This window comes from Candidatus Methanomethylophilaceae archaeon, from assembly GCA_017524805.1.
GTDB lineage: Archaea > Thermoplasmatota > Thermoplasmata > Methanomassiliicoccales > Methanomethylophilaceae > Methanoprimaticola.
Window position 1 is genome coordinate 14,009 of sequence record JAFXUX010000005.1, and the last position, 21,054, is coordinate 35,062.

Genomic DNA, 21,054 nt, shown 5'->3' on the forward strand with positions numbered 1-21,054 from the left:
ACTGCGTAAGCGGTAAATATATCGGCATTATCATCGCACAGTGGACGGTTACACAAGCTCGGAGAGCAAACGCCTCATGATCGCATGCTGCGCGGCCGCATTCATCACGCCGCTGCTGAGCACCATGATGAACCTTTCCCTGGATGCCCTCGGTAAAGAGTTCGAAGTCGGGTCTCATGCGCTGGGTTATGTCAACACCGCATTCCTTCTTTCTTCCGTCATATTCCTGATACCGCTGGCCAAATTGGGGGACATAGTCGGGAAGCGCAAGATGTTCATCTTCGGGGTGCTTACAGTGGCTCTGGCTTGCATCGCCGCGCCGTTCAGCCCGAATTTTTGGATGGTCATCGTTTGCAGAGCTGTAATAGGCGTCGGAGCGGCCGCGCTGGCCTGCACCAGCGTATCGATGATAGCCGACGTGTTCGACAGCGGAAGGAGAGGATGGGCGCTGGGCATCAACACCACCTGCGTCTATCTGGGATTGGCTCTGGGCCCATTCATAGGCGGGATGCTAAACGACGCCCTCGGATGGCGCGCCTTATTCTATGTGATTCTGCCGTTCGCGGCGATAGCCATCGCGTTTGTGCTGTCGTTCAGGCATGAGATCGCGCCGGACAGAGGGGAGAAGCTCAGCGTCTCGGGCTCCGTCCTTTATGGCGTCTCGATACTGCTGGCCATGGGAGGCGTGATCAATCTTCCGGAGCTTTGGGCAGTCATTCTCCTCATCATAGGAGCAGCTCTCGGAGCCGTGTTCCTGCGCTCCCAGATCAGGTCCGAGAACCGTATTTTGGAGGTAGGCCTCTTCAGGAACCGCATGTTCTCTGGCTCGTGCGCCGCCGCTTTCCTGAACTATGCGTCCTCGTACTCCATATCGTTTTTCATGGCTCTCTATCTGCAGAGCGTCCAGGGATTGAGCGCCACAGAAGCCGGGACCATGATGCTGGTGCAGCCGGCGGTTCAGGCCTTGCTGTCATCGTATTTCGGCAGGAAATCCGATCTGATGGCTGACAAGCGCATCCTTCCCACCGCAGGAATGATTCTGATAGCTATCGGCGTAGCATCCATCATGTTCTACAGCATAGACACCCCGGCCTGGTGCATAATATCCATGATGGTGCTGGTCGGATTCGGTTTCGCCATGTTCTCGGCCCCGAACACGTCATTGATCATGTCTTCGGTTCCGCCGCAGGAGACCGGGGAAGCGTCCGCGATGGTATCCGTGATGAGGCAGACCGGCATGATGGTGAGCATGGGGATAGCCATGACTCTCATCTCAGTCATAATGGGGTCGGCCGACAACATCGTACCGGAGACTTACGGCGATTACATGGAAGTCATGAGGATCACTTTCGCCATATGCACAGTGATGTGCCTGGCCGGAGCCGCCGCGTCGATGCTGAGAGGAAAGGGAAACCAGGAGAGTTTCTGAGACGCCGTTTCGATAAAGGATTTCGCGTTCAAAAATCAGAGGTATGATGATGAAGGTCTTCGCTTACAGCTGCCGCAGATTCGACGAGCAGTATTATTTCGAGAGATATGCCAAGGAATTCGGCTTCGATCTGGGATTCACAGAAGAGCCTCCGACAGCATCGAATTGCGGTCTGGCCGCCGGGAGCGATTTCGTGTCCGTGCTCACGACACCGGTCACCGCGGATATGCTGGACAGATTCTCGGAGCTCGGGGTGAAGATGGTATGCACCCGTACGATAGGGTACAACCACATCGATCTGGAGCATGCGGAGAGCATCGGCATGGCGGTCTCGCACATCACATACAGCATCGACGGGGTGGCGGAATACACCGTGATGATGATTCTGGCTGCGATAAGGAATCTGAAGATGATACAGGCGAACAACGCCAGGAACGATTTCAGATTGGATGGCCTCATGGGAAGGCAGCTGAAGGATATGACCGTGGGCATAATCGGGGCGGGTTCCGCCGGAAAAGCGGTCCTCCGCGACCTTTCCGGCTTCGGATGCAGGCTGATCTACTTCAACCGCAGCCCTTCACCGGATGCCGACAGATATGCCGCCCGGGTCGGGATGGACGAGCTTCTGGCGGAGAGCGATGTGATCTCTCTGCATTTAGAGCACAACGGCGAGACCCACCACATAATCGGCGGGGAGGAGTTCTCCAAGATGAAGGAGGGAGCCTTCCTGGTCAACGCCGCCAGAGGGCCGCTCGTGGATTCCGGGGCGATGGTCTCAGCGCTGAGGTCCGGTCGTCTGGCAGGGGCCGCTTTGGACGTGATAGAGGGCGAATTCGGGCTCTATTACAACGATTGCAGGGATATGGATCTGGAAGGCCACATCATGAACGAGCTGCGCTCTTTCCCCAACGTTCTGGTCACCCACCACATGGCTTTCTATTACGACAAAGCCATATCGGATATGGTCCGCAACAGCTTTCTGGCCATGCTGGCGATGTCGAAAGGAGAGGAAGTTCCGTTCCGTTTGGCATGATCCATCCGATGGCAATTTATCCAAAATGATGATATGGATGTGAGGCAAACAATGAGGCAGCCCCAGGAATCGATGAAGTTGGTGCTTCTGCGCCATGGACAGAGCGAATGGAACAAGCTCAACCTGTTTACCGGATGGACCGACGTGGACCTGTCCGAACAGGGGCGCGAAGAAGCCAAGGACGCAGGGAAACTGATGAAGGGGGCCGGCCTGGATTTTGACGTATGCTACACTTCCTACCTCAAACGCGCCATACATACCTTGAATATCGCTCTCGAGCAGATGGACAGGGAATGGCTTCCTGTGATCAAGACTTGGAAGCTAAATGAGCGCCATTATGGGGCTCTTCAGGGCCTGAACAAATCCGAGACTGCCCAGAAATACGGCGAGGAGCAGGTTAAGCTCTGGAGGAGATCGTACGACGTGTGCCCTCCGGCTCTGGAAGAGAGCGATGAGAGGAACGCGGCGAATCAGGCCCAATACAGAAGGGTGGACAGATCCGATGTCCCGCTTACCGAGAGTCTGGAGATAACGGTCAGGCGCGTCAAGCCTTATTTCGAGAATGAGATAAAGCCGCGCATGCTCAAAGGCGACAGGGTTCTCATAGCGGCGCACGGGAATTCCCTCAGAGCCTTGGTCATGATGCTGGAGGGGCTTTCGCCCAAAGAGATCGTGGGCGTCAACATACCCACCGGGGTACCGCTGGTGTACGAGCTGTCGAGGGACATGGAAGTCATCGGCAAGGCTTACCTCGGGGACCAAGAAGCCGTGCTCTCAAAGATGGATGCCGTAAAGAACCAAGGCAGAAGGTGAGCCTGGGAGGCGGCCGCAGCCTCTATCCCCGGGCGCACCCGCGCCATCCCTTTTTCAGAGATGCACCGAAGCGGCAATCCTGCTGCGATTCTGATTCCGTCTCAACCGTAAAATACAGCATCCCCATTCGCTCCCACATTATGGCAGCCATAAAAGATTCCAACAGCATCGCAGTGGATGACGGCACAGCGACCGTCCGCGGATGGGTGCAGGACATCAGAAACATGGGCGGCATCTCATTTCTGACCTTGCGCGACAGGCATGGGACGATACAGATAACCATGCCCAAGAAGAAGATCGATCCGGAGCTTTTCGGGCTTCTCACCAAGCTCCCCAGAGAGACGGCGATAGCGGTAACCGGAGAGGTGAAAGCCAGCAATCAGACCGCTTTGGGGCTGGAAATAATCCCCACTTCGGCGGAAGTGTACAGCGAAGCCGGCGTGCCGCTTCCGATGGGGGTCATCGACAAGGTCAATGTGGAGATGGACACCCGCCTGAACAACAGGTTCATGGACCTCAGGAAGCCCGAGGTCAGAGCTATATTCGAGCTCAAATCCATGATGGTCGGGCTCATAGAAGAGGCTGTGAGAGAGAACGGGTTCGTCCAGGTCTACACCCCGAAGATCTCTGCCGCCGGAGCCGAGGGCGGGGCGGAGCTGTTCCAGGTCCAATATTTCGACAGGCCGGCGTATCTGGCCCAGTCCCCGCAGCTTTACAAGCAGATACTTATGAGCACCGGCCTCGACCGCATCTTCGAGATAGCCCCGGCCTTCCGCGCCGAGCGCTCGAATACGAACCGCCACGTCACAGAGTTCATTTCGTTCGACGGGGAGATGTCCTGGATTGAGAACGAGGAAGAGGTCATGTCCATGATCGAGAGCATAATCGACCATGTCCTGCGCGGCCTCAAAGAGAAGGGGAAGAAGCAGCTGGAGATCCTCGGAAAAGAGATATCCATCCCCCAGCGCCCGTATCCGATCCTCACCTATTCCGAGTGCCTGAAGATAGTCAACGACGGCGGCCTCAATCTGAAAGAGGGCGACGACCTGGGCACCGAAGGGGAGAAGATCGTCGGAGACGCCATGGCCGCCAAAGGCATCGACCTGTATTTCATCGCCGAGTATCCGGAGGAGGCCAAGCCATTCTACATCATGGAGAAAGATGGCACCCCGTATTCCTTCTCGTTCGACCTGGATTACCGCGGACAGGAGATCTCCTCGGGAGGCCAGAGGGAGCACAGATACGACAAACTCGTCGCCAGGATGGAGAAGAAAGGCCTCAACCCAGAGGATTTCTCGTTCTATCTCGACGCATTCAAATACGGAATGCCCCCGCACGGCGGATGGGGAATCGGAATCGAGAGGCTGCTGGTGAAGATGCTCGATCTGCCAAATATCAGAGAGGCAATCCTGTTCCCCAGAGACCCAAGCAGGCTTTCCCCCTGAGCATGAGGGCTTCGGCCCTCCCCAACCACTTTCGGCCACCCCCTCTAACTCTGTTATATATTGGCTGGGCATCTTGCAACCGATATAATGGCTGCGCCCGGCGACGTCTACGAAAGAGAGCTCAAATCGCTTCTTGTCGGCGATGAGAAGGCCATATCGAAGACGATCAAGACCTGCAGCGCCATGGAGAAAGCCGGCTACATTCTCATGCGGACCGAGCCGTTCCTCGTCATCAGGGCGGCAGGCTCTTTGGGCGTGGATCTGGTAGCCCTCAGATGGGATTTCTCGTTCCCGATAGAGGTCAAGAGCTCCGCGGATTCGACGCTGCATTTCAGCAGAAGCCAGCGGCTGACGGAGCAAGCCGATAGGATGCTTTCGGATTGCGAGAGCTCCCATCTGGTGCCGATCTACGCCTACAGGCTGAAAGGCATCCACGGCGATCCTTGGAGGGTCTTCACCATCCCTACTGACCACGAATTCAAAGGCCGCCATGCGATACTGTACCGCAGGATGCCGAAGATAGACGTTTCCGCCGAGGGAAACTACATCATGCGCTGGGACGAGGGCATGAAACTGTCCGATCTCATCCTTTATCTTGGCATGTCCGATTATTCATCGGAATGAGGGGCGGCCGTCAGAACTCATAGGGCTCATCACAGATCAGCCTCAGTCAATCATCATCCGTCGCCGTCCCGCCTCTGCTATCGCCGACGATTATTTAACCTGTCCTGGCCGGCATAGAAAGGGCTTAAATGCTTCCCTTTATACCTTATAGGCATCCACACCATCGCGGGGGCTCATCCAGTGTCAAAGACGTATGAGGGGATCAACGACAAGATCAAAGCCAAAAAAGCTACGGTATGCACCGCAGAGGAAGTCATCGATTTGGTCCGGGAGAAAGGCGCGGAGAAGGCCGCGGAGGAAGTAGACGTCATCACGACCGGAACCTTCGGAGCTATGTGTTCATCCGGGGCGTTCCTCAATTTCGGACATGCCACGCCCCCGATCAGGATGACCAACATCCTTCTGAACGACGTTCCGGCCTATGGCGGGCTCGCGGCGGTGGACACCTACATCGGCGCCGCCCAGATGACCGAGAATCCGGCCGGAGGCTATGGCGGAGGCCATGTGATCGAAGACCTCATCGCCAGGAAAAGGGTGCATCTCCGCGCATGGGGCCCAGGCACCGATTGCTACGTAAGGAAAAGCATCGAGGCCGACATCTCACTGGACGACATCAACGAAGCCTACCTGTTCAACCCTCGCAACTCCTATCAGAATTATGGCGTCGCCACCAATACGTCTTCCAGGACGATCTACACTTACATGGGAAAGCTGCTCCCGAGGATGAAGAACATCACCTACAGCTCTGCGGGACAGCTGTCCCCGCTTCTCAACGACCCGCATTGCGATGTCACCGGCATCGGGACTAAGATATTCCTGGCGGGCGGGGAAGGCTATGTCGCTTGGCAGGGCACCCAGTTCAACACCGCCAACGAAGAGGTCAACGGGGTTCCGGTCGGCGGAGCCCGTACGCTGGCCCTGATCGGCGACATGAAAGGGATGGATCCCAACTACGTCCGCGGCCTTGATATCACCGGGTACGGGACGTCCATCGCTTTGGGCATCGGGATTCCGCTTCCTGTGCTGAACGCCGACGTCATGAGGCGCGCCGCCATCTCGGACGAGGAGATATTCTCCGACATGGTAGATTACAGCCTGCCTACCGGCCGCAAACCCATAGCCAGATACAGCTACGCCCAGCTGAGATCCGGGAGGGTGGAATACGAGGGCAAATCCATAAGGACTTCGTCCATGTCTTCATATGCCGGCGCCAAGAAAGTCGCCGAAGAGCTCAAAGGATGGATCGAGAGCGGCGAATTCACGCTCACCAAGCCATCGATGCCGCTGCCCAGAACAGGCAGGCTCAAACATCTCGTAGCAAAGGAGTGAGGCCGATGGGAACGAAGATCAAGATAGAGTTCGACGAAATGAACGTCCAGGAGTCCGTCACATACATACTGTCGACGGAATACGGCCTCAAACCCAACGTCCTGAAGGCTGAGATCAAGGAAGACAGCAGCGGTATAATGATCCTCACGCTGGAGGGGGACCAGTCCAAGGTGGATGAGGCCATAGAGGGCCTCAAGAAGAAGGGATTCATAGTCAGCGGCCTGGAGAGGCACATCCTCCGCGACAAAGCCAGATGCTTCAGCTGCGGGGCATGCATATCGCTCTGCCCCACGAAATCGTTCGCGTTCGATCCGGAGACCTGGTAGGTTCATCTGGACATCGACACATGCATCGCCTGCGGGTCCTGCGTGACCGGATGCCCGGTGAAGGCGCTCAGGTTGAACATATGAGGGCCGAGTTTCGGTGCGAGGAGACCATCCTGACTTTGGTTTCGGACGAGAGGTCGATACGCATCGGCGAGCTGGCGGCGATGGAGGCCAGGGGATGGATCGAAGACAAGATCCGTTCCGACCCTTTCTTCGGCATAACATATGAGCCGTATCCGGAATCGGACGGCGACCCCGAGCTGATCCGCAGGATGTGCCGCGCTTCCTCTTTGGCGGGCGTGGGGCCGATGGCCGGCGTGGCGGGCGCGGTAGCCGAATATGCGGCCAGGAAGATGGCAGAATCCGGGGCCGAAGAGGCCATAGTGGAGAACGGCGGGGATATAGCGCTGTATTCCCCCGGAAAGAAGGTGCCAATAGGTATATACGCGGATGACAGCGTATTCAGGGACGTGGCGTATCTGGTGGATTCGGATCGCATGACTGGGATATGCTCCTCCTCCGCGACGATAGGGCCGTCGGTGTCGCTCGGATCCAGCGACCTTTGCACCGTGTTTTCGGATGACGTAATTCTGGCGGATTGCTGCGCCACAGCCCTCGGCAATCTGGTCGTAAGCTCCGAGACGGAATCTTTATCATCCGCCGCCGAGAGAATCGGCTCGATAGAAGGGGTCAGGGGCTGCGTCGCGGTCTGCGGGAAGAAGGTCGCATTTTACGGCGATATACCTGAGATGGTCCCCGCCCGGTTCGACGCCAAGCGGGGGCTCTGGCAGTAAGTTCGATCATCTGAGATGTTCTGCGGCCTCTTTGACGGTGGCGCCATGCAGCACCATATCCGAGATGGCAGACATCATGCCTCTGACGTCCCTGTGCTGGAATACGTTCCTCCCGATGGAGACGCCATGGCCGCCCGCTTCCAGAGAATCGTGGACCATGTTGAGGATGTCCATGTCCGAATCCATCTTGGGGCCGCCGGCGATGAGGACGGGCACCATCGAGCCTTCCACGACCCTGGAGAAAGAATCTATGTCTCCGGTGTAGCTGCATTTGATGACGTCGGCTCCCAGCTCCGCGGCAACCCTCACAGAGTGCGCTACAGCCTTGGGATCGTAGGAATTGGGGATGGAAGGCCCGCGAGGGTATACCATCGCAACGAGGGGCATGCCCCACTCCATGCATTCGCTGGATACCCTGCCGAAGTCCTCCAGCATCCTGGGTTCCGTCTCGGCACCGACGTTGACGTGTATGGAAACGGCATCCGCGCCGAGTTTGAGGCCGTCTTCCATGGTGGCGACCAGCACTTTGCTGTTCGAATTGACGCCTATGTCGGTAGAGGCGGACAGATGGAGAATAAGGCCCACATCGTTCCCGGATGTTCTGTGGCCCTGAGGGACCATCCCCTTATGCATAAGCACTGCGGTCGCTCCGCCCTCAGCGACATCGTTGACAGTCTTTCTCAGATCAATAATCCCGGGCACGGGTCCGATGCTGATCCCGTGGTCAAGTGGCACCACCACTGCGTTCCCGCTGTTCCTGTCGATTATACTCTCGATTCTGATTTTCTTTCCGAACATCTTGATTACCGTGATACGTGTTAACACGGCACACTATTTATTACTGTTGCAATCTTCGCCGGGATTGATAAGCATCGAAAAAGGCGCGGAGAGGGAGATTCGAACTCCCGAGGAATTCTCCACCGGTTTTCAAGACCGGCGCCGTGGGCCAGCTGGGCTACCTCCGCAGCGAACCGCTTTATGCCAAAATTATATAAGTTACTTTTCCAGCGGAACCATTCCCAAAATATACTTGGGAAGTCAATTATCGGTCGTGGGCGGAATATTCAGCAACATTGCGAACCGCACAGGTCCAGGTCTGGCTCTGCAGGAGCTGCTTTACGGTTACATCATGGCGATGCTTTTCATAACGGCCGCCAGATTCAACCTGCTGAAGATCACGGACGCGATGGATCTGGCCGTCCTGATGGTCGGAATGGATTTCACATGGGGCATGATCGATTGCATCCTATTCTACGCGATTGACGTGTCGGATCAGAAGCGCATGCTTAAAGACCTGACATCCGACGTATCTTTGGAGGAGAAAGCTGAAAGGATAGACGGGGATTTCGATTGCAGCCCTCTGGATCTGATCGAGGAAGAATCGAGGCGCAGAATCTGCAGAGAAGTGGCGGCTTCTCCGCTCGAGAATCATGAATCCATGAGGAAAGACCGCAGACGCATGCTGACCAGCGCGTTCTATTGTTTCATCGCGACCGTCACACCGCTTCTGCCCGCAGTATTGCCGCTGTTTCTGATTGATGATTTGGACTTTGCTATGCTGACATCATCGTTGGTATCCTCAGCGATGATATTCATTGTGGGATGGCGCTTCGGAAGCTACATCGGCATCAAAGGATGGCAATCTGCAGCGATAACTTCGGGCATTGCCTTTTCGATAACTCTGATAGCAACCTTCACCGGCGGATGAAGAATTTGGCGGCGTCCCCTGCCGGGTCGGCAGAGAGCGTAGCGTCCAGCTGTTTGGCGTAGCGGGATGTGCGGCTGTCAAGTATCACCGCCATGCCTCTGTCCGTCTCCGTCCTTATCAGACGCCCTATCGCCTGCTTCATCTTCCTCATAGCCGGGACTTCGCTGCAATAGAGCCACCCTTTGCCGTCGCCGTACCTTTGATCGTACATCGCCGACATCGCCTGCATCTCCGGGGATGGCGGCGGGAACGGTATCCCAACGATAACGGCGAAGCAAAGCTCGTCTCCGGGGAAATCTATCCCTTCAGCAACAGAACCTCCCATGACTGAGAAGAACACGCCGTCCCTTCCCGCGCGGAATTGGGCGAGATTATCCATGGTTTTTCTGAGGTTCTTGGATTCCTCCCAGTACAGTGCTTTGTCGATATGAGTCTCCAAATAGGGGCGCATCAGCCTCATGTTGTTGTATGAGGTGAAGAAAACGAGAGTGTTCTTGTCCACTGACGCGCATAGATTGACGATGTATCTTTCGATGCGGTTCTGCATCCCCGGATCCGCTTTCATATCGGCCTGTCTGGTGGTTACGTCGCCGACATAGATCACTTTCCTGTTTTCGGCCGGGAATGGCGACGGATAGGTGCGGCACCTTGTGGTCTCCGGAAGCCCCAGAACCCTGGCGTACTGGTTGAGAGGCTGAAGGGTCCCGGACATATGTATCGATCCTGGGACGCTCCTGAGGAACAGGGATATCTCCGTGGGATCGATGCAGGCCGCGCTGAGATATTCTCCGTTCTGATCGATCTTCATCGTCCTCACGAACCTTCTGGATGATGCGGAGCACCAATTCTGGAGGGCATGCCCGAGCATCTCCAATTCGGAGAGCCTGGTCTCGCCCTTTTCCATCAGATACTGGCTCCTTTCTTCGCCCACTTCCGCGATGATGTCGATGCACGTGATGAAATCCCCGCGTTCCATTCCGAACTTGGCCATCATCCTTTCCTCGATGAAATCGCCGTCAAAGACGTACTCTCTCTGTCCCAGGCCGATCTTCTCATTGGCCACCGCCCTCATGCTGTTCTTGAAATAGCCGATGAAATCCGCCATCCTGATGCCGGGGGCTACGTCGGCGCCTTTCATGGAATTGCATTCGTCGATCGCGGAATCGACCAATCTGGAATTGATCTCGAAGCTCTCTTCGCTGCGGGCGGAATCGATGAAGTTGTGCGCCTCATCGATGATCAGAACGACTCCGGTGGCATCACCTGCGGTATTGAGGTTCGCAAGGAGATTGTTCCTGATATCCCTTGAAAGGATGTGCACATAAGGGACAGCGATGACGTCCATTTTGCGCATCAGCGATTTTTTCGCTTCGTATGGGCAAGCCCCCAGCTTCTCGCAGTATCTGTCAAGAGTTTCGGAAGAAGGAAAATCCTTTTTGCAGAAGTCTTCGATGTTCTGGAGCTCCGTTTTGACCCTGTCGAAGTATCTGCAGCCTCCGGCTTGGCCTTTGGCGCTTTTCTGTTTCCTCTCATCGCACATCATCGAGAGGACGTTGGGAGTGATGGATTCGAAACCAGGTGAGCCGCGGTACAAAGGGCATGATTTGTTCCTGCCGGTAACTGCGATGCCGGAAACTTGCCTGATGGTTCCGATGGCCTTGAGCTCTCTCATGACCTGGTCGCTCTGGGATATCGTCCTTGTGAGGTAGACGATTTTCTTTCCGCGATCTTTGGAATGCTCAAGGGCTGCGGCAAGGGAGACTATAGTCTTTCCAGTTCCAGTACCAGATTCCATGACTATGTGGCGGCCTTCGTTCAAAGCATTGCGTATGTCCTCGATTATCGCCATCTGACAGCCGCGAGGCTCATATGGCATGTACGGGGCACCTTCGACTTCCATCGTTTTGGTTGGGTTATCGGGCCTTGACTTTCCCATCGCATCGAAAAGACATGTCTGACTCGACGTGGACGACGCATCTACGGGAGCGCCACAGCTGCGGCATTTAGCGCTTCCGGGGGGCAAAAGGCTTTTGCATCTTTTACAGAAAAGGCCCTGCATACAACTCCATCGGCTCACGGGTTATAATGTTTCGTTCGGTGTAACAATCAGGATATCTTATTAGTAGAACTATAGTCTATTCAATACGCGATTCGTTATCATAATGATAATTTGCCATGCGCTGTGCGACAATGTGATGGGATTAAATCTTGGGACGATTATTTGTGCAATTATACAAAGAAAGGATTGCAACATTCGAGTGCTGCTCACTTTAGACTCTCATCTGCGATATGATTATCCAGGAATCCTGATCTGTTACGATGTTTTAGCAATATAGGGGCATCACTATGATTAGTATCAGAATGTATGGCCATTTAGTAACTATAGTTCTACTCAATTATGGCCATTGGAATCTATTTGGTCGATAGCGCTCTTATCAATATAGTCCTGGGCGCCTTTCAAAGATAGTTTGACCGCTTTGATCAGGTATTTCTCGGCTTCGTCGACCTTCCCCTGCTTGATGAATTCGACTGCGACGTTATGGCAGATATCAGACGCCTCAGTCATATCGTCCAGAATCCCGTTCTCATGCATTTTTTCGATTATCAATACGGCTTTGTCGGAGTCTTCCACGAAGCGATCCATCATGCCGAGATCCAGATCGCATTCCGCTTTGGACAGGAAAGTCGCGGCCAGAATCTCCAAATCTTCCAATTTCTCCGATTTCATCAGATCCATGCCGACCTCTACCGCTTCCGCATAGCATTTTTCCGCCATCTCAGATTCTTCTTCCGCATCGTATGCCTCGCCCATGAGGTTGAGAGCTTCGACCCTCCTGTTCTTCATCCACGGATCCATTTTTGCCTGAGTCGTTTCCAGAGCTTTCTCGAGGAATGGGTGGCTGTCAGAGGGATGGCCGAATTCCAGTAGGATTTCGGCGGAGTCGAGGCACATAGAAACCACGCCCTTCAGATCGAAATGACGCGATGTTGCGCCTATCCATTGCAAGCGAGCCGCGACATCAGCGTACAAAACCTGCGGGTCGATGCCGAAATGGCTGTAAAGTTTGCCAAGCTCTGAGTTCATTTTCACGAACGTCCCGTCATCCGCGCCGATGCGGGACTCCATTTTGGATGCGGTCTCCAGATCTTCCAGAGCGGATGTGAAATGCTCCATCATGCTGAGGATGCAGCCGCGATTGACATACGCCTCCAGAAGCTCCTCAGAATCCCCCTCCGACTCCAATGCGTTGACTTTGTCATTGTATTCGGAAAGAGCCTCTTCTAGGTAGTCTTCTGGCGTGCCTGGCATGATTTACGCAACTGCATAGCCAGTATATATTTTGGGTTTTATGTTCTCGGCTAAACCAGCAGTATTATAATGATGTACAATCGATTGCGGCGCATGAAACAGGAAAGGGTCCTGGCGATCCATGACATCTCATGCGTTGGAAAGTGCTCTCTCACGGTGGCTCTGCCGATAATTTCGGCCGCAGGCGAGGAATGCTCCGTTCTCCCCACCGCAGTCCTATCCACACATACAGGAGGTTTCACAGGATTCACGTTCAGGGATCTTACCGAAGACATAAGTCCCATCGGGGCCCATTGGAAATCCCTCGGTCTGAGGATCGATGCGATTTACACTGGATTCCTAGGTTCTTTCGAGCAGATCGATCTGGTAAAAGGGCTCATAGACGATCTCTCCGATCAGAGACCTGCGGTATACGTCGACCCAGTCATGGCAGACAAAGGCAAGATGTACGCCATATTCGGGCCCGATTTCCCCGCGGGAATGAGAAGTCTGTGCGAAAAGGCCGATCTCATAATGCCCAATCTCACCGAATTGGCGTTCATGCTCGGTTTCGAGTACGAGGAGGGCCCATATTCCAGGGAATACATCGACGGCATATTCTCCAAGGCCGAGGTTCTTGGGGTATCCCGCATAGTCATAACAGGAGTGAGCTTCGAACCTGGGAAATTGGGAGCAGTCTGGAAAGATTATCGGACCGGAGAGACCGGAAGCTCGATGAGAAAAGAGGTGCCCGGATATTACCACGGGACTGGTGACATTTTCGGGTCAGCTCTCGTCGGCGCGTTGGAAGCCGGAGTCTCTCTCGGGGAATCCGTCGATATAGCGGTCGATTTCACAGTCGGGAGCATCATCAGAACATACTCATCCAATACCGACGTGAGATTCGGGGTCAATTTCGAATGCGGCCTGATAGATTATGCGCGTTCGATAAAGGAGAAAGCCCCGTATCGCGTCGCCATCAACTACGGGGATTTCGGATCGATAGAGAAGATGGCCAGCGCAGTATGGCATGAGGCATACGCCGGAATAGTCTCGGAGGATCAGATCGATTATATGCTGGCCAAATTCCAGTCCGCTGAGGCCATCAAGAACCAGATATCCGAAGGGCTGACATACGAGATCGCCCGCAGAGACGGGAAGGATGCAGGATATATAGGCTACAAGTTCGATGGTGACGAGCTTTTCGTATCCAAAATCTATGTCATGGAACCGCTCAGGAAGGAAGGCGTCGGGAAGGCCCTCCTTCTCAGGGCTTTCGAAGCGGGAAGATGCGGAGGAGCCAAACGCATGCGCCTGACGGTGAACAAAAACAATTCTAAGGCGATAGCGTTCTACGAAGCGATGGGACTTGAGAAGATGTCCGAATTGCGCACCGATATCGGGGAAGGCTTCGTGATGGACGATTTCGTGATGGGGCGCGGGATTTGAGCGCGGAAGAGCTTTTCGAAGAAGGATACAGGCTGTATCTGGATGCCAGCTCCCCCAGCGATCTCGAGAAAGCCCGCGGACTTCTGGGCATAGCGGCCATGGAAGGGCATGCCATGGCGCAGGACATCCTGGGCAACATGTACGAGGACGGGGACGGCGTGGACGAAGACATAGCCACCGCCGCGCATCTTTATTCACAATCGGCAGAGCAGGGATGCCCCAAAGGCACATTCGATCTCGGGATGCTGTATCTGGACGGGAAAGGCGTTCAGAAAGACGGGCCTCGCGCCTTCTTGCTGATCAAAGAAGCCGCGGAAAGCCGCGATCCAGACCATCTGTTCATGCTGTCGGTGCTTTATCTCAAAGGCATCGGCACCGACAAAAACGAAAAAGAAGCGCTCAGGCTTCTGAGGGAAGCGGCCGGTCTCGGGAGCGCCGAGGCCAAAGCTAACATGGGCGCGATGATGCTCTCCGGCAACGGCCTCCCTAAAGACGAACCGGGCGCATTCGGCCTCCTGAAGGAAGCCGCCGAAGATGGGGAATGCTCGGCGATGTGCAACCTCGGGATGATGTACGAGGGCGGCATCCACGTCGAAAAAGATCTGGAGGTCGCCTTGTCGTACTACAGGCAGGCCGCGGATTTGGGTTATTGCCCTGCATACTACCATATGGCCGTCCTTGCTGGCGAAGGTCTGATCGACATTTCGAAAGCGGATCCGTGCGGGATAATCGGCGAGGTCGCCGATGGCGGAAACCCAGAAGCGATCGCGGCGCTGGGCGAGGCATACTATCATGGCGATGGCGTCCCCTCCGATCTGGATATGGCCGCGCAGTATTTCCGCGCCGGGATCGATCTGGACGTGCCATCATGCATGTATAATCTAGGGGTGATGATCATCCGCGGGGAAGCCGATCCGGAATACGACGGAGAAGAATTCGATCTGATCCTGGCGGCTGCCGACGCGGGATACGGCCCGGCGAAAGAGCTGGCATCTCGCTCCGGAGAAGAGAGCCGATGTTCATTCCGGCGACCATCCAAGAGGCCCGCGCCAGAGGATGGGATTCGTTCGACATCATTCTCGTTTCCGGCGATACGTATACGGACAACTCCTACAACGGGACCGCCGTCATCGGCCACTGGCTCATCGATCACGGGTTCAAAGCCGGGATTATAGCCCAACCCAGATTGGATTCCTCCGAGGACATACTCCGTCTGGGCGTCCCGAATCTTTTTTGGTCGGTATCGGCGGGCTGCGTCGATTCGATGGTGGCGAATTACACCCCCACCAACAGGCGCAGGAAAGACGACGATTTCACTCCCGGAGGGATCAACGACCGCCGTCCGGACCGCGCCTGCATCGCATATTCCAACCTCATCAAGAGACATGCAAAAGGGAAGCCGATCATCCTGGGCGGGATAGAGGCCAGCCTCCGCCGCATCGCCCATTATGACATGTGGGACGATGTCGTCCGCCGCTCGGTCCTGCTGGATTCGAAGGCCGACGCCATCGTCTATGGCATGGGCGAGCTGTCCAACCTGGAGATAGCTCAGAGGATGCGCGACGGAAAGGATTGGAAGGATGTCAGAGGAATCTGCTACATGTCTTCCGAATTGCCTTTGCCATCTGTGGCTCTTCCATCCTACGAGGAATGCGCCTCGGATCCGATGGCCTTCGCCGAGATGTTCCGCATTTTCAGGGACAATTCCGATCCGGTATCCGGCAGACGCATGCACCAGGCGTATGGGAAGAGATATCTGATCCACAACCGCCCGCAGCGGTGCATGACGCGGCAGGAGCTGGATTCCTCATACGAATCGGATTACGAGAATGCCGTCCATCCTTTGTACGCTTCCCAAGGCAAGGTCAAGGCCATGGAAACCATCAGGAACTCGATAACCACGCATCGCGGCTGCTACGGGGATTGCTCGTTCTGCGCGATAGCCGTCCATCAGGGGCGCGCCGTGGTCTCGCGCTCGAAGGAATCAATACTCAGGGAAGCCAGAAAGATCGCTTCCGATCCTTCCTTCAACGGCATCATCCAGGATGTCGGAGGGCCCACCGCTAATATGTACGGGATCGATTGCCCGGTGAAATCAATGGCGGGATCGTGCAAAGACAGGGGATGCCTATTCCCAAAGCCGTGCCCGCGTCTGCCCATCGACCATTCGGCCCAGACAGAGCTTCTGAGGGAGATCTCGGCCATCCCCGGGGTGAGGAAGGCTTTCGTCAATTCCGGGATACGCTACGACATGATTGTCGCCGACAGGAGCGGAGGTGAGGAATACCTCGACGAGCTGATTATGCGCCACGTCTCGGGGCAGATGAAGATAGCGCCTGAGCATATCTCTCCCAAAGTCCTGCGTCTTATGGGCAAGCCGTCCAGAGAAGTCCTCGAGGATTTCAGGGAGATGTTCTCGGATTCCTGCGGAAGATGCGGGAAGAGGCAGTTTCTCACGTACTATTTCATAGCGGCCCATCCGGGCTGCACCGAGGACGACATGAGAGGCTTGGCCGACTATTGCCGCCGCGTTCTCAGGACAAATCCGGAGCAGGTCCAGATCTTCACGCCGACTCCGTCCACTGTTTCGACGATGATGTACCACTGCGGCAAGGATCTCAGCGGCAAAGACGTCAGGTCGGAGCATTCCATGCAGAAGAAACAAAAGCAAAAGGACATATTGGTCCCAAGGAATAGCAGGAAGCGATGGATATAGCCATCCCGATAGCTGGAAAGCAGACTTCCGTGAAGGTAGAATTCAAGGACATGGGCAACTACATCTGCCGCCACGGATTCAAAGGCGGGAAGCCGTTCGCTACCGTATCCGATTATCTGTCGGACGCACCCGCAGGCGTGGTGGAAGACCTTCTGACTTTCATGTTCAGCGGCAAGAAAGGCGCGCCCACGATTTTTGAGGATTACGTTTCGTCAGACGGATTCATACTCGCGAAGAGGCCTGTATTTCTCGGGCGCGGAAGTTTCACCTGCACTTCCGAGGGCAATTTCCGCAGCCTGTCAGAGTCTGTCCAGAGGCTCTATGACGCCGGGCTGGTTGAGGAAAGCGATATCAGCAATACGTATATCACATGGACGAAACGGAAGACCAAGAGAGTTCTGGGGAGATGCCATTGGATGTTCCGCGTCATATCGATATCGCCAATCCTGGATTCTGACGGCATATCCGAGGAGTGCCTGGATTTCGTGGTATACCATGAGTTCCTCCATATCAGGCAGGGATTGCTGACAGGAAAGCGCCATCATACCGCGGCGTTCCGCAGGGAAGAGAGGCAGTTCCCTGATTATGAAAGGATACAGAAAGAGCTCGCGAGGATTGGCAGTTAATATCTGCATCGCATACGCTTGGGCATGGAACAGGAAGGAAGCGGTTTCGTTTTCCATACGCCCCAAGGCGAGAGGGAGCTGACCATCCAGGAAGTTTCGGAGCTGGCCGCCAAAGACGATCCGGATGGGCTGTACGCTATGGCCATGGCCTATCTCTTCGGATGGGATACGGAGGAGGATTCCGAGAAAGGCTACTACTATCTGGAGAAGGCCGTGGCGGCCGGCCAGACCGATGCGATGGCGCTGATGGTCAAGCTGTTCATGCAGGGAGAGTATGACGGCATCGATTCCGAGAGGGCCGCGAAGCTGGCTATCAAGGCCGCCAAGGACGGCATACCGGACGCCCAGGCATTCGCCGGTCTTGCATATATGGACGGGATCTCGGTCGAACGCGATTACACGGAGGCAGCCAGATATTTCAGGTTGGCTTCCAACCAAGGTAATTCCGATGCCAAAACCAATCTGGCATATCTCTATCAGCATGGGCTAGGCGTCGACAAGGACGAGGCCAAAGCCTTCCTGCTCTACAGGGCGGCAGCCAAGGCCGACAATCTAAACGCAATGTTCCAGCTGGGTGTGTGCTACGAGTTCGGAATCGGAACCGCCCAGAATACCGAGAAAGCGGCGGAATGGTATAGGAAAGGCTCAGAAGGCGGCGACGCTTTCGCCATGGAAAGGCTCGGATATCTCTATTCCGTAGGATTCGGAAGCATCGGACCGAACGCCGAGATGGCTTTCGAATGGTTTCTTAAAGCCGCCATGGAGGGAGCGGTCTCTGCCATGTCCACGGTCGGACATTGCTATATCAATGGCGCCGGCATCGAAAAGTCAGACGAAGAAGCGGCCAAATGGCTCAAGATGGCGGCGGAGAACGGCGACTCCGAAGCGGAGAAAACGCTCCGCACATTAGGTGCCAGTGCGAAGGATGATTAATGATGCGGACGATTTGGAGCCGATTAACATGGTTTCCGAGAAAAATTCCGGAATGCCGGACAACGAAGAAGAGGCGGACAAGCTCTACAAATTGGGGCTTGACTATCTCTACGGGACCAACGTTCCCAAGGATTACGCCAAAGCTGCGGAATGCTTCCGCGAAGCCTGCCGCATGGGCAGCCTCCCAGCCCGCAGGGAGCTCGGCATCCTGTACGCGTCAGGCAAAGGCGTCCAGACGGACATGGAGAAAGCGGTCCGCTATCTCGGCGAAGCCGCGGATTCGCTGGATCCCAGCGCCCTGTATCATCTTGGGCTCATGTATGAAGTAGGAACAGGAGTACCGAAGGACATGCAGAAGGCCGTGAGGATGCTGGCCTATGCCGCCGAGATGGGATTCCCCGGCGCGGACATAGATGCCGAGCGCGTGGACGCCATCCTTACGGAGCAAAGGAACAAGAATCTCCGCGCCAGACCCCTTCTCAGACTGGAGATTTCGGATGTGGACGTGGAAGCGGCCTGCTGCAAGCCCATGTTGGACTCGCTTCTCGAGCAGAGCATCGTGTTCATCGATTCGTACAAAGGCCCTGCGCTTCTCGGCGAGGACAAAGACGGCATGGACGCGGTCCTAGACAGCTGCCCATTCTGCGGGGCTCCCGTCCGCATCGTCCCGCGCGACAAGAAATATCGAGCCGGATGGTTCGGACCTTCGCCGGGAACTCCCGGCAATCTATTAATCTCCGTCGCGCATCCTTTAATCATGGAAGACGGAGCTATTGGCGCGGAGGATTCCGCGAGGATTCTCAGGACCGTCATCGAGAACAAAATGAGGGACATATCCGATCTGGAGAAGGCCAAAGCCAGATACAGGAAGCCGGAGAAGATCGAGAAAACGGATGCCCTCATCAATTATCTGAGGGCGGATATGCTCTCATATCTGACGGTTCTGGCCGATATGACCGATGACGAAACCATTTTGGATGGTTTTGACGTCGATTCCCAGGGGGATGTCGAATGCCCGGACGATTATCAGGATTATCTGAAATCCCTCAGCGTAGAAGACGCCGAGCTGGAATCCAAAGCCGATGAGATCCGCACGGAATACTGCAACGAAATTCTGGACGAGAACTACCAGTCGATCGGGATCAGCGCTCTTCTGTCTCCGGAAATGATGGAGTACATCCTTCAGGACCCCTATATCCTGGGCGTCATCGGCGATGCCATATTCAACGACGACGACCTCTATGACAAATTCTGCGGGATATTGGAGACCAAGAAGAAGGGCAAGAAAAAAGGCAAGAAGGGCGGCAAAGGATCCAAGAAAGGCAAAGGCTCTTCGAAAAAAGGCTCCAAGAACAAGAAATGAGCGGGATCGGCGGTAAAGAGGTTGAGCTCGCGTCGCTCAGGGCAGAGTTCTTGGCTCTGATGTCTCAGATCGCGGATACCCCGGCGGAATCCAGAGCGAACGCGGAGCGGATGGAAGCCATCAGGGAGAGAATAATAGAGCTCTCTTCCGATGGCCCCGGCCGCCCTATGGCAGAGATGAAAAGCCCACATTCAGAAGGCTCTCTGCGTGATGAGATCGATTCCATATCCGGAGAGATAGCCGACATACGCGCCAGAATCAAAGAGGCCGAGGCTTCCTCTGATTTCGATTCCATTTCGAAGTTGGCGATGCAGGCGTCCGCTTTGGAAAGCCGCCGCAAGGCCCTTGCAGCAGAGCTGGAAAGCATGAATGACGGCGGCTCTGAATGATAATGCGCCGTTCCAAGCGATCACGGACAGATAATGATAAATAGGGTCGATGCGGATGATAAACCGAAAGTGGCGGGTTGAACGAAAACTGGTTTTGGAACGCAAACCGCTTAGCCCGTCACCTCACTTGCATCCTTTTATCGATGCGGCGTCGAACATCATCGAAACGAGCCTGAAAAGAATCGTCTCCCAGCTTTTGACCAAACCGTCGTCCGGCCTTTCGACCTCGATCTCCATGGCGCAGCGGTTCCTGTACATGAATAGGGCGGTAAGATCTTCCAGCTCGTCCTCGGCGATGATCCCTTCTTTGATCCCGAGAAGGATGCAGAGCGCATAGGATGAAGTGTCGATGGTCTCGGTTATGTCCAGCGCATAGAGCAGGGAGTCCAGGATAACGTTGCAAGCGTAGACCGAACCGCAGGCAGGATCGTTCTCGAACATGGCCTCGACGTTGCTGGGGTCTATGATGCTGAAACTCTCGTTGCATCTGGCCCTGTCAAGTATTTTGGCTATGCCCTCAGCCTCCGGGATGGAGGAGTTGGATTCCAGGAAAGCGGAGAGCTCTTTGATCCCGTCGCTGTCGAGCCTGTCCAAGGAGTAGGAGTTCCCGCATATCCCATATTTCGAAAGCATCATGTCCGGGTCGCAGAAGATCAGCTCCTTCGTGACAACCGCCGCCAATCTGAGGTTGGGGCCGCGATCGTCATCGTCGACTATCCTGTACTCATCGCTTCTGCCTTCGGCTCCGCCGTTATCTTCGTCCATGCTCAACCCCTTTCTTCCGAATC

The 21,054-nt window shown here is 55.2% G+C and carries 20 protein-coding genes and 1 tRNA gene; 16 read left to right on the forward strand and 5 right to left on the reverse strand.

All coding sequences use genetic code 11. The annotated features are described in order from the left end of the window. Window positions 1-40 precede the first annotated feature (40 nt). From IKP20_00865 to IKP20_00905, 9 genes are all read left to right on the forward strand, one after another. On the forward strand, window positions 41-1,429 hold the full coding sequence (locus IKP20_00865; protein ID MBR4503528.1) for an MFS transporter: 1,389 nt from the start codon (window positions 41-43) through the stop codon (window positions 1,427-1,429). A 49-nt stretch (window positions 1,430-1,478) separates the two neighbouring features. Then, window positions 1,479-2,462: a lactate dehydrogenase gene (locus tag IKP20_00870; GenBank protein ID MBR4503529.1), complete on the forward strand. Its 984-nt coding sequence runs from the start codon at window positions 1,479-1,481 to the stop codon at window positions 2,460-2,462. Window positions 2,463-2,534: 72 nt separating this feature from the next. Further along, a complete protein-coding gene (gene gpmA / locus IKP20_00875) occupies window positions 2,535-3,275 on the forward strand; it encodes a 2,3-diphosphoglycerate-dependent phosphoglycerate mutase (GenBank protein MBR4503530.1) in 741 nt (246 codons plus the stop codon). 140 nt (window positions 3,276-3,415) lie between these two features. Next, window positions 3,416-4,720 (forward strand): aspartate--tRNA(Asn) ligase, encoded by a 1,305-nt coding sequence (aspS, locus tag IKP20_00880; GenBank protein ID MBR4503531.1) that lies wholly within the window; start codon window positions 3,416-3,418, stop codon window positions 4,718-4,720. 87 nt (window positions 4,721-4,807) lie between these two features. Continuing rightward, window positions 4,808-5,344 (forward strand): Holliday junction resolvase, encoded by a 537-nt coding sequence (locus tag IKP20_00885; protein MBR4503532.1) that lies wholly within the window; start codon window positions 4,808-4,810, stop codon window positions 5,342-5,344. A 180-nt stretch (window positions 5,345-5,524) separates the two neighbouring features. Further along, window positions 5,525-6,673: a homocysteine biosynthesis protein gene (locus IKP20_00890; protein MBR4503533.1), complete on the forward strand. Its 1,149-nt coding sequence runs from the start codon at window positions 5,525-5,527 to the stop codon at window positions 6,671-6,673. 5 nt (window positions 6,674-6,678) lie between these two features. Continuing rightward, window positions 6,679-6,999, forward strand: coding sequence for a 4Fe-4S binding protein (locus IKP20_00895; GenBank protein ID MBR4503534.1), 321 nt, complete (start codon window positions 6,679-6,681; stop codon window positions 6,997-6,999). 6 nt (window positions 7,000-7,005) lie between these two features. Continuing rightward, complete coding sequence (locus tag IKP20_00900) at window positions 7,006-7,083, forward strand: 4Fe-4S binding protein (protein ID MBR4503535.1); 78 nt, start codon at window positions 7,006-7,008, stop codon at window positions 7,081-7,083. Continuing rightward, window positions 7,080-7,793, forward strand: coding sequence for a UPF0280 family protein (locus tag IKP20_00905; GenBank protein MBR4503536.1), 714 nt, complete (start codon window positions 7,080-7,082; stop codon window positions 7,791-7,793). Before IKP20_00900 ends, IKP20_00905 begins: the two co-directional genes overlap by 4 nt. A 6-nt stretch (window positions 7,794-7,799) precedes the next feature. On the opposite strand, the gene IKP20_00910 is transcribed toward IKP20_00905, so the two are convergent. Next, complete coding sequence (locus tag IKP20_00910; protein MBR4503537.1) at window positions 7,800-8,591, reverse strand: 2-amino-3,7-dideoxy-D-threo-hept-6-ulosonate synthase; 792 nt, start codon at window positions 8,589-8,591, stop codon at window positions 7,800-7,802. Between the two features lie 84 nt (window positions 8,592-8,675). Beyond that, a tRNA-Ser gene (locus IKP20_00915) sits at window positions 8,676-8,758 on the reverse strand. An 86-nt stretch (window positions 8,759-8,844) separates the two neighbouring features. Here IKP20_00915 and IKP20_00920 point away from each other — a divergent pair. Further along, window positions 8,845-9,501 (forward strand): hypothetical protein, encoded by a 657-nt coding sequence (locus IKP20_00920; protein ID MBR4503538.1) that lies wholly within the window; start codon window positions 8,845-8,847, stop codon window positions 9,499-9,501. On the opposite strand, the gene IKP20_00925 is transcribed toward IKP20_00920, so the two are convergent. Next, window positions 9,488-11,560, reverse strand: a complete 2,073-nt coding sequence (locus tag IKP20_00925) for an ATP-dependent DNA helicase (protein MBR4503539.1) — start codon at window positions 11,558-11,560, stop codon at window positions 9,488-9,490. The genes IKP20_00920 and IKP20_00925 overlap by 14 nt on opposite strands. 333 nt (window positions 11,561-11,893) lie before the next feature. Next, window positions 11,894-12,811 carry a hypothetical protein gene (locus IKP20_00930; GenBank protein ID MBR4503540.1) on the reverse strand — a complete coding sequence of 306 codons (918 nt, stop codon included), beginning with the start codon at window positions 12,809-12,811 and terminating at the stop codon, window positions 11,894-11,896. 93 nt (window positions 12,812-12,904) lie between these two features. Here IKP20_00930 and IKP20_00935 point away from each other — a divergent pair, with 93 nt between their 5' ends. The 6 genes from IKP20_00935 (at window position 12,905) to IKP20_00960 (ending at window position 20,266) form a co-directional block, all read left to right on the forward strand. Continuing rightward, window positions 12,905-14,239, forward strand: a complete 1,335-nt coding sequence (locus IKP20_00935; protein MBR4503541.1) for a pyridoxamine kinase — start codon at window positions 12,905-12,907, stop codon at window positions 14,237-14,239. Further along, window positions 14,236-15,414: a sel1 repeat family protein gene (locus IKP20_00940; protein ID MBR4503542.1), complete on the forward strand. Its 1,179-nt coding sequence runs from the start codon at window positions 14,236-14,238 to the stop codon at window positions 15,412-15,414. Before IKP20_00935 ends, IKP20_00940 begins: the two co-directional genes overlap by 4 nt. A gap of 1,531 nt (window positions 15,415-16,945) precedes the next feature. Continuing rightward, window positions 16,946-17,581 (forward strand): M48 family metallopeptidase, encoded by a 636-nt coding sequence (locus tag IKP20_00945; GenBank protein ID MBR4503543.1) that lies wholly within the window; start codon window positions 16,946-16,948, stop codon window positions 17,579-17,581. Window positions 17,582-17,605: 24 nt separating this feature from the next. Beyond that, window positions 17,606-18,514, forward strand: coding sequence for a sel1 repeat family protein (locus IKP20_00950; protein MBR4503544.1), 909 nt, complete (start codon window positions 17,606-17,608; stop codon window positions 18,512-18,514). 28 nt (window positions 18,515-18,542) lie between these two features. Then, the gene (locus tag IKP20_00955) at window positions 18,543-19,877 is read left to right on the forward strand and encodes a sel1 repeat family protein (GenBank protein MBR4503545.1); all 1,335 of its coding nucleotides are present in this window, start codon (window positions 18,543-18,545) and stop codon (window positions 19,875-19,877) included. Then, window positions 19,874-20,266, forward strand: coding sequence for a hypothetical protein (locus IKP20_00960; GenBank protein MBR4503546.1), 393 nt, complete (start codon window positions 19,874-19,876; stop codon window positions 20,264-20,266). The genes IKP20_00955 and IKP20_00960 overlap by 4 nt, the downstream gene beginning before the upstream one ends. A 123-nt stretch (window positions 20,267-20,389) precedes the next feature. Here the strand turns inward: IKP20_00960 and IKP20_00965 are convergent, their stop codons facing one another. Further along, window positions 20,390-21,031, reverse strand: a complete 642-nt coding sequence (locus IKP20_00965; GenBank protein MBR4503547.1) for a hypothetical protein — start codon at window positions 21,029-21,031, stop codon at window positions 20,390-20,392. Window positions 21,032-21,054 lie beyond the last annotated feature (23 nt).

Coding starts and splice junctions, on each gene's coding strand:
- IKP20_00870 (MBR4503529.1), top strand. CDS start 1,479: ATGAAGGTCTTCGCTTACAGCTGCCGCAGATTCGACGAGCAGTATTAT.
- gpmA (MBR4503530.1), top strand. CDS start 2,535: ATGAAGTTGGTGCTTCTGCGCCATGGACAGAGCGAATGGAACAAGCTC.
- aspS (MBR4503531.1), top strand. CDS start 3,416: ATGGCAGCCATAAAAGATTCCAACAGCATCGCAGTGGATGACGGCACA.
- IKP20_00885 (MBR4503532.1), top strand. CDS start 4,808: ATGGCTGCGCCCGGCGACGTCTACGAAAGAGAGCTCAAATCGCTTCTT.
- IKP20_00895 (MBR4503534.1), top strand. CDS start 6,679: ATGGGAACGAAGATCAAGATAGAGTTCGACGAAATGAACGTCCAGGAG.
- IKP20_00905 (MBR4503536.1), top strand. CDS start 7,080: ATGAGGGCCGAGTTTCGGTGCGAGGAGACCATCCTGACTTTGGTTTCG.
- IKP20_00910 (MBR4503537.1), bottom strand. CDS start 8,591: ATGTTCGGAAAGAAAATCAGAATCGAGAGTATAATCGACAGGAACAGC.
- IKP20_00925 (MBR4503539.1), bottom strand. CDS start 11,560: ATGCAGGGCCTTTTCTGTAAAAGATGCAAAAGCCTTTTGCCCCCCGGA.
- IKP20_00930 (MBR4503540.1), bottom strand. CDS start 12,811: ATGCCAGGCACGCCAGAAGACTACCTAGAAGAGGCTCTTTCCGAATAC.
- IKP20_00935 (MBR4503541.1), top strand. CDS start 12,905: ATGAAACAGGAAAGGGTCCTGGCGATCCATGACATCTCATGCGTTGGA.
- IKP20_00945 (MBR4503543.1), top strand. CDS start 16,946: ATGGATATAGCCATCCCGATAGCTGGAAAGCAGACTTCCGTGAAGGTA.
- IKP20_00950 (MBR4503544.1), top strand. CDS start 17,606: ATGGAACAGGAAGGAAGCGGTTTCGTTTTCCATACGCCCCAAGGCGAG.
- IKP20_00955 (MBR4503545.1), top strand. CDS start 18,543: ATGGTTTCCGAGAAAAATTCCGGAATGCCGGACAACGAAGAAGAGGCG.
- IKP20_00960 (MBR4503546.1), top strand. CDS start 19,874: ATGAGCGGGATCGGCGGTAAAGAGGTTGAGCTCGCGTCGCTCAGGGCA.
- IKP20_00965 (MBR4503547.1), bottom strand. CDS start 21,031: ATGGACGAAGATAACGGCGGAGCCGAAGGCAGAAGCGATGAGTACAGG.